We start from the raw sequence: 13,331 nt of genomic DNA, 5'->3' as shown, positions 1-13,331 counted from the left end.
TTCACATCACCATTTTTATATTTACCAAGCGAAAACGCAAATTCAAAAACTTCTAATTCTTCACTTCTGCATTTTCGCTTAATATAAAAAGTAAATCTTGTTTTAAACCGTTAAATTCCTCTATAATTTTATCTAAACTAGTTTCAATATTTTCAACACGGATCTCAGATAGCTTACCGTGATTGTATGAAATCATTCTTTCAGCAATAATATGATATGACCAACTCTCAGTGAAACGTCTGTCTCTTTCTTCGTTATGAATAGCAAAACCAATTGGAAGAAGATTATTTCTAAGACCTATCGCAACTGCTTGTGAACTTATACCTAAATAATCACCAGCAATTTTTAATGTGATTTTATTTAATTTTCTAATATCTTCATCGGTATATTTCGGCATGTTAGTACTCCTTTGTTATAATTGCAAATGCAATATTATCTAATTTAAAATATCTTGATGGGCTACTTCTAGTTGTTTTCGCTACCAATCAAATTAATAAGTTCCACATCTTAAAATATGTAATATAAGTCTACTACTATTTATCTCAATAAGTTGGTATAATATATTTCAGGAGGTAGAAAACTTGAATACACTTTTTATTATTGGAAATGGGTTTGATATGGCCTATAAATTAAACACAGGATACAATGATTTTAGAAAGTTCATAATAGACACTTGTAAAGAATTTGGTAGTAAATTTGACTTTAATAATGCTATTAATAGAATTGAACTTGAAGGTTTTCAAAATTTAACTATCCCTGAAGTCGATGAAGACAGCAAAAAATCATTTAAAGATGGCGGATATTATGGGTCTAACTATCATGAAGGTAATCTAGAAGCTTATGAATTCTTTTTCACTCTAACCGAATATGCAAATCATGATAAAAATGTCGATAATATTACATGGAATGAATTTGAAAAAAACTTTCTAAGATACCTTTCAAACAAATTCTAAAGGATAAAAACATCTGTTTAACAAAATTAAATGATTTAGTTTGTGTATATAAATTATGTCAAAATGCTGCCTTCTTTGATTGGATAAACTCAAAAATACAGAATCCTGAAAAAATCAAAATTAGAAGCAAACTCATTGATTCGTATTCAAAGGCTGCTTTTTATTTGGTCTTTAATTGCACTACTGTTTTAGAAAGAAAATATAGATTTTTTTAATAGCCTATTCACTTTGGAAGAAGTCTATGATTTCGGTCTAAATATTGTACCATCTGACATACCTGATATTCCGTATTTGAAAGAGATTATTAAACATACTGATTCAAATACAAAATTTTATGTCAACGACTATTATCTTACTGAGCAAAATAAGAACGACATACAGAACAACCTAAAAAATTGGGGATATAATGGTGTGGTTCAATTTATTAATATGATGTAAAATTTAAGACTCTAAAGGCAAAAAATATCGATTGTTTCCATACTTCCTGCTTTCCTAATCAACTTTCAAATATATAGCGTTTTCATTATTTTCTTAATCTATTATATCATTATTCAAAACAAAAAACTGCAACTTACTCGTTGCAGATACACAGATTTAATTCTGTTCTTTTTAGAAACTTATATTTTCATTTTCAGGCATAGTAAAGACATCGTTTTTTTCAAAATAAGGTTTTACCATTTCTTTCCATCTAGCTTTATGAAAGTTGATTGAGTTTAAAGGAGATAGGCCATAATTTCCCAATGCATAACCATCATTTACTTCAACAACAAGTGTTCTGCCATCACTAGTAACACCAATATCTAGTCCATAAGCTATTGGCGCATCTTTCCAACATGATATGGCTTTATCAATTACACTAGGATCAAATTGTGCATGATAATCACCTGTATAGGGTCGAACATCTAATACGCTACCATCTAAAACAAAACAACGCCATTCTGCTATGAATTCTGCAACCTCACTAATCCATATAGGATAGTCAAAAGGTAGACCAATACCTATCAAATCACGGGTTCCGTTAACAACTCTTCCAGTAAAGACTTTTGAACCAGCTTTAGGCTTAATAAATTTTCCCCAATTATCAGGTATATTTACAATCTCTCCTAAAACACCTTCATAAATCTTTCGACCATAAAAGTCTTTAAGCTCAATAGGATAGTCATAAACCGGAACATTTAACCCCATCATTTTTAGCAATGCTCTAGTCTCCATTATATAATCTACAACTATATCTTCACTTGTTAACTGTTCTATTTCAGAAAAAGATTGATATAAAATAATTTCTTCTCCTTGTAAGTAGGCACCTACTTGAGCATTGTATTTATTAATTGAAACTTCACTTGGTAGTTTGCTTTGTCTAATATAAACAACCATTTTATCACTCCTGCTTCACTAGTGTTGCACCTGTTTGTAAAAAAATAATAGCATTTTTGCTGTTATTTTTTTGAGTAAATAGCTCCCATAATATCATCGAAATAATCAACAGTATTTAGGAGTAATTCTATAACCTGGGACTTTGTTAGTCGCATTCCTCTTCTATCTCTAGCATCTTCTACTAAATTTTCAAGTTTCTCTAGATTTTTATCATCCAAGCTAATCATTATTCTATTTTTATCGGTTGCCATTTTCTTCACCTCTAGTTAATTCTATCATAGGTGTAACACTTGTGTCAACTCGCTTTTATAATACATTAGTTTAAAAGTGGAGAGAATTTTTAACACAGTAACTTTAAATCTTTAGTATTAAAAAATTTTCACAGTATTTATAGAAATAAAATCTATCTCAAATAAGTTATCAAATCTAGTATAAATTATGAGCGGCTACTCTAATACTTTCCCTCTAAACAAGAAGAAGGCTTACACTCAAGGGTTTTCTTAACCCCCTTCGTTACAACGTTTTGACGCTTTTACTAGCAAAGGTACATACTCACAAGGAACTTTGCTTGACTATTGAATCTCTCCCACCTCTTCTTTAACATATCCTTCTACATCTTCAATCTCTACAAACATTGAGTCTAAATGTGATAAGAAATGCCAATCTTCGGCACCTTTTTTTCTGTAGAGAATCGCTTCGCCGTCTTCACTTCCGAAAAAGCTTCTGTCGATTTCATATCCACGGCTTTCTAAGAAGTCTTTTGCTTTACGATAGTTCGTTTCTCTTGTTTCGACATAGGCTTTAACTTCATGGTTGTTAACGACATATGCATCGATTTTTGAATATCCTTCGATTACTCTATCGTTTTTGAGGGATAAATTTGAAATCTCTTTCCAAATAATGTCTACATTTTCCTCAGGATCGAACATAAATTTAGATAAAGGAACAATATTTCCGTTAAAAATAATTTCCATATAATCCGGTATGTTTTTAGGATTAAAATACTCCACTTCAAAACCATCTTCTGTTTCCAGAGTGTATCCCGGAATTTGAGCTACAAAGGCTTTCCCATCTTTTATGGAATCAAATGCGACTAAATCTTTAGAATAATTATTTTGATATAACTCTAATATAATCATTTATAACCTCATCTAAATTATCCGTAGATTGATTTTTCAGAATATAATACTGATTAGTTACCCTTAGGATATAGTAAATTCTTTTTTCCACCTTCTTAAAACATCATTTCAAGGCTACACACTCAGCGGTTCGCTGTTACCGTATCGTTTCGTCGTAAACTCCTTACTCTACGACAGCTATCCCATTGGCAGACTCAAAAGGTTCACCGAACATTTTGAAGATTAACTTCGTTTAACTAACAAACTTACACACTCAACATGTGTTAATATTCTTCTTTTATACTAATAAACAAAAGGCAATGAAAATCATTTTAAAATGATACTGTGGAACGGAAAGATTTTCGCCAGTTGCAAAAGAAACGACATTCATCATTCCACTTGAAATTACAACAGAAAATTCTTTAACATCGATTATCTAGATAGACCGATTGTTACCTTCAATAATGGATATACTGATCTAAATTTTAAAATGTTGTTTCCTTACTAATCCTATTACTCGCCAATATTGTATAAATTAAATAAGTAATAAATATGATAATAAAAATAAGATTAATTTTTAACACAAAATAGAGATTTAACAAATTTGCGAATGCATGAAATAATAGACAGTACCCCACAGATTTCGTTTGACGATAAAGAAGCCCTAAAACAAAACTTAAAAATAATGTATATATAAAAAATAAAATAAAAGGAAATCCTTGATGGCTTTCTCCAACTATAAACCATAAAGGCAGATGCCAAATCCCCCAAATTGATCCTACAATCAAATTAGATTGCCAATAAGTATATTTTTTATCAAGTAACGGTTGTAATATACCTCTCCATCTTAATTCTTCATGTCCACCACCAAAAAAAATTAATTGTATAAAGAATAGCGGCATCAGATAAATTGATACTCCGTTTAATTCTAAGGAAGATACAGAAAATAGTATCAAAATTGCTAACAAATGAATAATGAAATAAATACTACTATTTTTTCTTTTATTAAATACAAAATGTTTAAATTTTATATTATTACTTTTCAAATAAAAGCCACTTGCAATAGCTGGACCAAGTGCACCTACTATATGTAACATTCTCCCTATAAATGTTTCTAATCCCAAAATATGAGATTGCGTAAAGATGGCAAGAATCCCCCAAGCTATATAAGTAATTCCAAATGTACAATAAAGATAATTTTTTAAATTCCTTTTATCAATTTCTGTCATTTTATCTTCCTAATCTTGATTATTTTATGAATAATATTTTTATTGCTTCTTAGTTGCTCTCGGTTATAACTACCTATATTCTATCACAAAAATAGGAGCAGTTTAATTGACTGTTCCTGTTTTTTTATTACAAATATTCTCGAACAATTATCGTCACAACAGAATATAATTCATAGTTTACGTTTAAGTACTATTTTGTTACTAACTAGCTAACAAAAAGAGTGAGGAAATCAAACGTTTCCACCACTCTTTTGTATTCTATTATAGATAAATCGATGTTCTTTCACTATCTATTTTCTCTGTAATTTCAAATGATTTATCTTTCAGATTAGCTCTTAATTCTGCCACTGTATTGGCATCGGTATTGGTCCAACTGATGTGGATAGTATTAGCGTCTTCCATATCAACAGCAAACTCTCCATCAAATGCTGCGCTGGTATTACGGAATTTGAGCAGATCGAACAAGGACTGGACAAACTGGGCGTTGAACTTCTCGCTCAATTTCTTCCAAATCATAATAGTGACGGTTGATGTTGCGGCCTTCTTTGGTTGATTCGAGCAATTCGATATCATTTTCTCCTGACAACAAGCCAACGTAGTAAATCTGCGGAATACCTGGTGCAAAACATTGAAGCACACGTGCCAAGAGATAGGCTTGGTCATCATTTCCTAAAGTTGAATAGTAGGTACAATTTATCTTATAAATATCCAAATTGTTGTAGGCCTCTGAGCTGTAAATCTTTTTGACATTTGCTCCTTGGGTATAGAGGGCTTCTCTTGTCGCCTCTGTTTCAACATCTGTTAGCAAGTCCTTGACATCGACCACTCCGATACTATCGTGCGTGTCCAAGGTTGTAAATTGCTTGCGAGGGCAGATTTCCATCCAGTGAACAAGACGGTTGACATTACCTGAATAAAGAGCATGAAGAACCAGCATTGGAAGGGCAAAGTCATAGACATAGTGGTCTTGCTAAGCGATTTTTTGCTGAATGGTGTAATGTTCATGAATTTCTGGAAGAATTTTCACTCCTTTTGGTGCCAATAGCTGACGCGGAAAATGAAGCATTTCCCAAATATCTGGTTCAACAAAGAAACAGTTAGTGCCGATTTTCTTATTGGCGTAGGCAAAGGAATCCAAGCGAATAATGGAAGCTCCGTGGTCCGCCAGCTGTTCCAGATTTTCCTGAATAAAGCGACGAGTTGTTTCTGTTGTCACATCGAGGTCGATCTGTTGCTCATCAAAGGTACACCAAACTTTTTCCTCACTACCATCAGCAAACTTGGCAATGCGATAGGGAGCACGTGGCTTCCGTTTGTAAATCAGGTCTACATCTTCCTGAGTCGGCCCACTGTTTGGCCAAAAGTTTTTGTAGCGGATAAACAAATCCGCATAGGCAGACTCATCTTTCTTTTCTAGGAAATCAAGGAAAAAGGCGACTTGGCTGAGATATGGTTAATCATGAAATCAAACATGAGGTAGTAGTCTTGACTGAGTGCCTCAATATCGCTCCAATCTCCAAAAGCCTCATCAACCTTGGTATAGTTCATGGGTGCAAACCCGCGGTCGCCTGACGATGGAAAGAAGGGAAGAATGTGGACACCACCGACCACATCTTTCAAAGGGCCTTCTAAGACCTACTTCAAGTCTTTCAGATTTTTTCCAAGACTGTCTGAATAGGTAATTAACATTGCTTGATTTTTTACTTTCATAACTTGCTCTATTTACCTTCCTCAAAGCGTTTATAGACTGCTATAAATTCCTCAGCAATCGTTCGAAAACCTTCTGCACTCATTAACTGATCCTCAGCATGCATCAGAAGTAGACCTGTTTGGCTTAATGCCCCATTCATTTCTTTTGTCAAAAGTGAGTGGTGAGCATTGTGTCCCTGTACAAATGCTTCTTCGCCTTGTTTAATTCTATCTTTAGCCTGCTCGAATTCACCCTGCTTAGCCAATTGAATAGCATTGATGTACATAGATTTTGCTGTTCCTACATAGGTGATAATTTGAAAACACACTTCGAGTACTTTTTCGTCCATTTTAATACCTCTCTTACCAATCTTCATCTTCTAAATCGCTTGTTTCTTGTATTACAGCTTGTAAAGCTTGTTTATCCATCTGTTTAATAAACGGATAATAAACAAAGAAAGACATAACCAAAATAAGTGTTTGCAACAAGGCTGTTTTCCAACCACCGATGATAAATCCTGAAATAATTGGAGGACAAGTCCACGGAACTTGAACGGCACCATACATAGGTGTCAGTCCAAAATAAATCGCTGAATACTGGATGATACAAGATAAAATAGGCGTTAATATAAAGGGAGTTGCTAAAACTGTATTCATTACAATCGGCAAACCAAAGAGCACCGGCTCATTGATATTAAAGATGGCTGGAACCATTTCAAGACGTCCAAGAATTTTTAGTTGTTTTGATTTTGCAAATGCAACCATGTAAACTACCAAACCAATCGTAATCCCGGCACCTGTAACATTGATAAATTGATCAAAAAATTGAATCGTCACAATATGACCGCCATTGGCTAGATTTAATTCTAGGCCCTTATCTAAAATGGCTTGGTTTTCCAAAGCATTCGCCTGTAGCAAGCCACTCATGATGCCACCAACTACAGTTGAGCCGTGAACCCCAAACATCCATAAGAATGGTACAAGGAAACACATAAGCACCGCACCAAACAATGAGTCAGTCAAGCCTTGCATTGGTGTTTGAATAAGATTATAAATCACTTCAATCGTTGTGACCTTAAACAATTGTTCAACAAGTCCGACAAAGATCGTTGCCGCTGTGATGATAACAGTAGCAGGAATCAAGGCTGAAAATGCGTTGGCTACACCAGTTGGTACGCCATCTGGCATTTTGATTTTGATATTTTTCTTCAAAAACCAAGAATAGCTTGCTCCTACAATCAAACCAACGATAATGGCACCAATCATCCCTTTCCCGGAAGTCCAATCCTTCAGAATAATGTTACCAACTACATCCCCATTTTGAGAAATCAAACTGGAAGGCTGGATTAGCAAGAAAACTGCTAGGGCAATGACACCTGCCCCAAGCGGCTCCTGTTTTTCTAGCTTAGCATAGGTATACGCAATCCCAATGACTGTTACAATCGCACTGATATTAAAGGTTGCACCAATTGCTTGATTGAGAACAGGGGTAATACCACTAGTTTCTAACATCGTTGCTAGAGCTGGAACTGGAAGATTGGCCAAGATAAGAAAGATGGAGCCAACAATCAACAATGGCATAGAGAAAACAATACCATCTTTTATCGCTGTTACACCTTTGGTATTGACAAAGGCCATCATCCCATCAACAAACTTTTTAATCAGTTTATCCTTCATCATCTTCTCCTTATTTTTTCATCATGTAAGCTTGTTTAAGAACTGCCATACCGTTTGCAGTGCCATAATCAGCCATTGCAATCACTTCTACAGGAACATTGTGAGAAGCACAAATTTCTTTTGCTTTTTCAAGTTGGAAACCAACCTGTGGGCCTAATAGAGCCACATCAATATCTCCAACTCTTTGTTCCAATTCACTGATGGAATAAGCTGCAATTGTTGCATCTTTCCCTTTTTTCTGAGCCGCTTCTTTCATTCGCTCAACCAAAATACTTGTTGACATACCTGCTGCACAAAACAATCCAATATTCATTTTAATTACTCCCTATAATTCGTTTCCATTTGATGTAATCACTTTTTGATACCATGTAAAGGAATCTTTCTTCATTCGTTGCAAAGTTCCTTCGCCATTATTATTCTTATCGACATAGATAAAGCCATAACGCTTCTCCATTTCACCTGTACCAGCACTAACAATATCGATACAGCCCCAAGGGGTATAACCAATGACATTTACGCCATCTTCTTCAATCGCTAACATCATTTGTTCAATGTGTTGTTTGAGGTAATCAATGCGGTAAGAATCATGGATTCCATCAGGCTCTACCTTATCATAAGCACCGAATCCATTTTCAACTATAAAAAGCGGACAATGATAGCGATCGTATAAAAGATTTAAGCTATAGCGTAATCCCTCAGGATCAATCTGCCAACTCCAATCGCTTGATTCAATATAGGGATTTTTCTTAGTATAAACATCTTTGAAAAGTTCTTCTGTTTCCTCAGATGCTGTAGCAGTCACTGTATCACTCATATAGTAACTCAAGCCAATATAATCTACACAACCTTCTTTTAGAGTTTCTAGATCTTCTGGTAAAATATCCAGTTTGATATTATTTTTTCGACAAAAGGCCTCGATATAGTAAGGACGCTCTCCAAAAACATGAAGATCTCCATAGTGAAATAAACGATGCTCCATTGCCTTCTGGCTAGCAAGTATATCTTTTGTATCACATGTATTCGGATAAAATGGTACCATTGCCAGCATACAACCAATTTTGAAATTTTTATTGATTTTCCGACCCAATTGTACAACTTTTGCAGAAGCCACTGACTGATAATGGATAACCTGCTGTAGTACCTCAACTGGATTTTCATCTTCTTGATAAATGACACCAGAATTAGTCCATGAGCACCAAGGAACATTAATTGCACCTTGATTATTGATCTCGTTAAAGGTCATCCAATACTTAACTTTGTCCTTATATCGTTCCATGACGACTTCCGCAAAACGAACAAAGAAATCAATCAACTTGCGATTACGCCAAGCACCATACTTAGTAACTAGATGATAGGGCATTTCAAAGTGACTGAGTGTGATGACCGGTTCAATTTGACGAGCTAGCAGCTGATCAAATAAATCATCATAAAATTTCAACCCTTCTTCGTTAGGTTCTTCTTCATCTCCATTTGGGAAGATACGAGTCCAGGCAATCGAAGTTCGAAAACACTTAAATCCCATCTCAGCGAATAATTGTATATCGTCCTTATAGGTTCTGTAAAAATCTATTGCATCATGATTCGGATAATATTCGTCAGGTAAGACGCCATCAGTAATCTGTCGAGAGTGGCTAGCACTTCCAACCGTCATCACATCGGCTATCGAAATGCCTTTTCCACCTTTATCATATCCTCCTTCAATTTGGTGAGCAGCAACTGCCCCACCCCATAAAAAGCCTTCTGGTATTTTTGCCATTTTACCAATCCTTTCTGTATTTTGTACTAGCGCTATGAACAAGTCTATTTTATAACATACTGTATCTGCTGACAATAGATATTGAGATAGAAAATAAATGTACAGTCGAACAATATTTGTTACATAAAAAAAACAAGAGTTTTCACTCCTATTTTTTTAAATAAACTTGGTAACGTAAGGATTCTAAAAAATAGACAACTGGAATCTGAGTGGTCAAATTAGTGGAACGTAGCGAGGAATCTGCGTAGGCAACTGGCATAAAGTAGGATAAATTTATATCCGATAGCTGTGATAAAGTGGAAATATCTGTATTTGTCAGACTAACAATCTTAGCATTTCTTTCTTTGAATCCCTGTACCAGAGTTAGAACTTCTTCTGTCTCACCGCTGACACTTAGAGCAATAACCAAAACATCCTCCAAATTAGAATGATGCAATTTCAGAGAATAAAATGGGTTAGTAATAGCAAAGCTAAGAATACCGATTCCAGAAAAAAGATATGAGCCATATTCTGCCAAACTTAGACTAGTACCCACCCCTAAAAAGATAACTTGTTTGGCTTGAACGATCAAGTCTGCTATCTCTGATAGTTGTTTTTTTAAAGCTTCATCTTGGACACTAGTCTGTAAAAATTGTATTGCTGGAATATCAATAGGAAAGTAGTGACGATGTTTATTTTCCTTATCTTCCGACCTTGACAAGGCATATTTTAAATCATTGTAGCTATCAAATCCCATCTTTTTCGCAAAACGAATGATGGTTGTTGTCGATAGATTTATAGATGTCGATAGCTCTCTGATAGTCATCGTAGCAACTTTATCTCTATGTTGCAATATAAAATTATACACGCTTAATTCACTATTATTTAGCCCTTTTACTTTATGATAATCAAATAAATTCATAGACACCCTTATGCTTTTGTAGTATATAGTTGTTTCATTAACATTTCAATAATGAGAATAACAGGTACCTGCGTCGTAATATTAAACCCATTTAAAAATAATTGAGGAACATGATAGGTTATGGAGCAATCAGATAGCCTTGACAATGTTGATTCCAATGTATTTGTGATGGCAATAACTGGACAACCTTTTTCCTTTAATTTTTGTACAATTTTCAATGTTTGAGAAGTCTCACCAGATTCGGATAAGGCAATGACACAAGTTTTTTCCATACTGTTTTGTAGCACTGGTTGCCAAGGATCTTCAATACACATACTAAATTTGCCAATATTTGAAAAATAGCGCGCTCCATATCGACCTAAAGTTCCAGAGGAACCAATTCCGACAAAAACAATCTGTTCAACTTTCTTTAAGATTGCCACAGCCTCCATAATCAGCTGTAAAAAAGTATCTTGCTCAGTATAATCAATGAATAGCTTCAAAGAATGATTGTCTTGATTGTTTAAAATAATTTGCTCATTTTTTAAATATTCTTTATAAGCAATCTTAAAATGGCTATATCCATCAAATCCTAGATGCTTGCAAAATCGTTGTACGGTTCCAACTGATACATGTGCAAGTTGGGACAATTCCTTGATTGTCATAGAGGATATATTTTCATTTTCTAAAATAGTTGTATAAATAGCATTTTCTAAGTCGTTAAAACTTGCTACAACCTCATAACTAAACATATAATTCCTTTTTCTATCTCTATTGATTTGCTTACAATGTAACAAAAAACTAATAACCAAAGTGTTCTACACTAAAATAATGGAGAGCATAAGGCTATAAAACCAAGTCAGCATTAAAATCTATTAGAAAACCAGACGAATCAGATTTGTCTAACGAGACATGGTTAAGAGAAAATACTTTAAAACAGTATTGCCTTATGTCCTAGATTATATCATATTTTTGAGCATACTTTGAGTATTGTTAGTTAATTGACTTAAAAGAAACATAACAAGAGCTTATCTCTATTAAATTGTCTCAATTTCAATCGCCCATTCTGGAGATATGTAAGGTGGGGACGTTTCTATTCCCACAATCTCCTTGTCAATGGAAACAAACACGTACCCACAGGGTAAATGGAAATAGAAACTGATAATTTCTAGCTATCACTTCTATTCATTCCAAAAATTTTCTCACTCTGATACTTCCCCACGCCAATACAAAAAGCCTTGCAATCAAGGCTTTTCGTTATCCCTTTCATTCAAAGGTTTCTAGGTTTTTACGAGCAGAGCAACACACTCCACGTGATGCGTCTGAGGAAAAAGATCCACCGGCTGGACTTTCTTCAACTCGTATCCCAATTCTCGGTAGAGTTTGATATCACGCGCCATGGTTGCGACATTGCATGAGATATAGGCGATGCGGTCTGCTCCTGTTTGAGCGCTTGCCTTGATAAAGCTTTCTGTGAGACCTTTTCTTGGTGGGTCCACTAGGATAAGACTTGGTTGAATCCCATCTTTAAGCCAATTCTTCATAGCATTTTCAGCTGTGTCACAGACATAGTGGGCGTTTGAAATATTGTTCAGCTGAGCATTTTTTTTACTATTCTCAACCGCTTCTGGAATGACTTCAACACCGTAGACTTCTTTGACATGCTTGGCGACTGATAAACCAATGGTTCCAATACCAGAATAAGCATCAATAACCACGTCATCTTTTTTTAACTCTGCAAAGTCAATGGCTGTTTGATAGAGTTTCTCCGCCATTTCAGTATTGACCTGATAAAAGGCTGGTCCAGCGATTTGGAAGTCATTTCCCAACATCTGGTCCGTAATATAGTCTTGACCATAAAGAGTGCGCCACTCCTTACCAAAAATCGCATTGGTATTCTGGTCGTTGATATTTTGCATGACAGACACAATCTCTGGGAACTGCTTGATAACTTGTTCAATCAATTGGTCAACACGAAAAACTTTTGGACGAGTTGTCACCAAAATAACCATGATTTGCCCTGAATAGTGTCCGCGACGCACCACAAGATTACGAATCAAGCCAGCTTGTTCCTTTTCATCATAAGGTTTCAAATCATAACGGCGGAGCAAGTCACGTAGGGCTACTACTAGCTCGTCAATCACAGGATCTTGGATAAAGAAATCTTCTAGAGGCATGAGGTCATGCGAATTCTTACGGAAAAATCCAGTTTCCAAGACACCATTAACACGACGAACAGGCACCTGTGCCTTGTTGCGGTACTTGACTGGATTTTTCATACCCAAAGTTTCAGCAACCTCTATATCAGTAATTCCAGCAATCTTGTATAGACTGTCCTTGACTTGCTTAGTTTTAAACTTGAGCTGTTCTGGATAAGAAAGGTGTCCTAAATCCGCGATTCCTGAACGCAGGTAAGCCAAATCTAGATCTTGATTACGGTGTGGTGACTGGACAAGGTATTTTTCAACTTTTCCAAAGCCAATCTTTTTATTGACCTTGAGGACACGCATGAGAATTTTTTCACTCGGTAAAGCATTCTCTACAAAAAAGACCAAACCATCCACCTTGGCCACTCCTGCACCTTCATGGGTCAAGTCAACAATTTCAACTTCTACAATATCATTTTTCTTTAACATTCTCTTCTCTTTCTATTGG

Annotated in this window: 13 protein-coding genes and 1 pseudogene; 1 reads left to right on the top strand and 13 read right to left on the bottom strand. The window is 35.2% G+C overall.

What is annotated here, in order from left to right:
• Positions 1 to 52 precede the first annotated feature (52 nt).
• Complete coding sequence (locus tag HT711_RS01675; RefSeq protein ID WP_001127479.1) at positions 53 to 397, bottom strand: hypothetical protein; 345 nt, start codon at positions 395 to 397, stop codon at positions 53 to 55.
• Between the two features lie 184 nt (positions 398 to 581).
• On the opposite strand from HT711_RS01675, the gene HT711_RS01670 reads away from it, so the two are divergent.
• Positions 582 to 953, top strand: coding sequence for an AbiH family protein (locus HT711_RS01670; protein ID WP_173218366.1), 372 nt, complete (start codon positions 582 to 584; stop codon positions 951 to 953).
• A 609-nt stretch (positions 954 to 1,562) separates the two neighbouring features.
• On the opposite strand, the gene HT711_RS01665 is transcribed toward HT711_RS01670, so the two are convergent.
• The 12 genes and pseudogenes from HT711_RS01665 to rlmD form a co-directional block, all read right to left on the bottom strand.
• On the bottom strand, positions 1,563 to 2,327 hold the full coding sequence (locus tag HT711_RS01665) for an ATP-grasp domain-containing protein (RefSeq protein ID WP_050252851.1): 765 nt from the start codon (positions 2,325 to 2,327) through the stop codon (positions 1,563 to 1,565).
• Between the two features lie 62 nt (positions 2,328 to 2,389).
• Positions 2,390 to 2,578 (bottom strand): hypothetical protein, encoded by a 189-nt coding sequence (locus HT711_RS01660; protein WP_000179769.1) that lies wholly within the window; start codon positions 2,576 to 2,578, stop codon positions 2,390 to 2,392.
• 321 nt (positions 2,579 to 2,899) lie between these two features.
• Positions 2,900 to 3,466 (bottom strand): hypothetical protein, encoded by a 567-nt coding sequence (locus HT711_RS01655; protein WP_050971352.1) that lies wholly within the window; start codon positions 3,464 to 3,466, stop codon positions 2,900 to 2,902.
• A 464-nt stretch (positions 3,467 to 3,930) separates the two neighbouring features.
• Positions 3,931 to 4,674, bottom strand: a complete 744-nt coding sequence (locus HT711_RS01650; RefSeq protein WP_050971353.1) for a CPBP family intramembrane glutamic endopeptidase — start codon at positions 4,672 to 4,674, stop codon at positions 3,931 to 3,933.
• Positions 4,675 to 4,935: 261 nt separating this feature from the next.
• Positions 4,936 to 6,384, bottom strand: a pseudogene (gene gtfA, locus HT711_RS01645) (sucrose phosphorylase).
• Positions 6,385 to 6,392: 8 nt separating this feature from the next.
• Positions 6,393 to 6,713 carry a PTS lactose/cellobiose transporter subunit IIA gene (locus HT711_RS01640; RefSeq protein WP_173218364.1) on the bottom strand — a complete coding sequence of 107 codons (321 nt, stop codon included), beginning with the start codon at positions 6,711 to 6,713 and terminating at the stop codon, positions 6,393 to 6,395.
• A 13-nt stretch (positions 6,714 to 6,726) separates the two neighbouring features.
• A complete protein-coding gene (locus HT711_RS01635) occupies positions 6,727 to 8,040 on the bottom strand; it encodes a PTS sugar transporter subunit IIC (RefSeq protein ID WP_173234012.1) in 1,314 nt (437 codons plus the stop codon).
• A 10-nt stretch (positions 8,041 to 8,050) separates the two neighbouring features.
• On the bottom strand, positions 8,051 to 8,353 hold the full coding sequence (locus tag HT711_RS01630; protein WP_001020606.1) for a PTS sugar transporter subunit IIB: 303 nt from the start codon (positions 8,351 to 8,353) through the stop codon (positions 8,051 to 8,053).
• Positions 8,354 to 8,365: 12 nt separating this feature from the next.
• Complete coding sequence (locus tag HT711_RS01625; RefSeq protein WP_173218360.1) at positions 8,366 to 9,796, bottom strand: 6-phospho-beta-glucosidase; 1,431 nt, start codon at positions 9,794 to 9,796, stop codon at positions 8,366 to 8,368.
• Positions 9,797 to 9,944: 148 nt separating this feature from the next.
• Positions 9,945 to 10,697 (bottom strand): MurR/RpiR family transcriptional regulator, encoded by a 753-nt coding sequence (locus HT711_RS01620; protein ID WP_023932686.1) that lies wholly within the window; start codon positions 10,695 to 10,697, stop codon positions 9,945 to 9,947.
• Positions 10,698 to 10,705: 8 nt separating this feature from the next.
• Positions 10,706 to 11,428, bottom strand: a complete 723-nt coding sequence (locus HT711_RS01615) for a MurR/RpiR family transcriptional regulator (protein ID WP_173218358.1) — start codon at positions 11,426 to 11,428, stop codon at positions 10,706 to 10,708.
• A gap of 528 nt (positions 11,429 to 11,956) precedes the next feature.
• Positions 11,957 to 13,312, bottom strand: coding sequence for a 23S rRNA (uracil(1939)-C(5))-methyltransferase RlmD (rlmD, locus tag HT711_RS01610; protein WP_173218356.1), 1,356 nt, complete (start codon positions 13,310 to 13,312; stop codon positions 11,957 to 11,959).
• Positions 13,313 to 13,331 lie beyond the last annotated feature (19 nt).

It is taken from the genome of Streptococcus sp. 1032 (assembly GCF_013277015.1).
Lineage (GTDB): Bacteria > Bacillota > Bacilli > Lactobacillales > Streptococcaceae > Streptococcus.
This window is presented reverse-complemented; position numbering and strand designations above follow the sequence as displayed.

Excerpts from the sequence above, each read along its gene's own strand:
- HT711_RS01675 (WP_001127479.1), bottom strand. The coding sequence starts at position 397 with ATGCCGAAATATACCGATGAAGATATTAGAAAATTAAATAAAATCACA.
- HT711_RS01665 (WP_050252851.1), bottom strand. The coding sequence starts at position 2,327 with ATGGTTGTTTATATTAGACAAAGCAAACTACCAAGTGAAGTTTCAATT.
- HT711_RS01660 (WP_000179769.1), bottom strand. The coding sequence starts at position 2,578 with ATGGCAACCGATAAAAATAGAATAATGATTAGCTTGGATGATAAAAAT.
- HT711_RS01655 (WP_050971352.1), bottom strand. The coding sequence starts at position 3,466 with ATGATTATATTAGAGTTATATCAAAATAATTATTCTAAAGATTTAGTC.
- HT711_RS01650 (WP_050971353.1), bottom strand. The coding sequence starts at position 4,674 with ATGACAGAAATTGATAAAAGGAATTTAAAAAATTATCTTTATTGTACA.
- HT711_RS01640 (WP_173218364.1), bottom strand. The coding sequence starts at position 6,713 with ATGGACGAAAAAGTACTCGAAGTGTGTTTTCAAATTATCACCTATGTA.
- HT711_RS01635 (WP_173234012.1), bottom strand. The coding sequence starts at position 8,040 with ATGAAGGATAAACTGATTAAAAAGTTTGTTGATGGGATGATGGCCTTT.
- HT711_RS01630 (WP_001020606.1), bottom strand. The coding sequence starts at position 8,353 with ATGAATATTGGATTGTTTTGTGCAGCAGGTATGTCAACAAGTATTTTG.
- HT711_RS01625 (WP_173218360.1), bottom strand. The coding sequence starts at position 9,796 with ATGGCAAAAATACCAGAAGGCTTTTTATGGGGTGGGGCAGTTGCTGCT.
- HT711_RS01620 (WP_023932686.1), bottom strand. The coding sequence starts at position 10,697 with ATGAATTTATTTGATTATCATAAAGTAAAAGGGCTAAATAATAGTGAA.
- HT711_RS01615 (WP_173218358.1), bottom strand. The coding sequence starts at position 11,428 with ATGTTTAGTTATGAGGTTGTAGCAAGTTTTAACGACTTAGAAAATGCT.
- rlmD (WP_173218356.1), bottom strand. The coding sequence starts at position 13,312 with ATGTTAAAGAAAAATGATATTGTAGAAGTTGAAATTGTTGACTTGACC.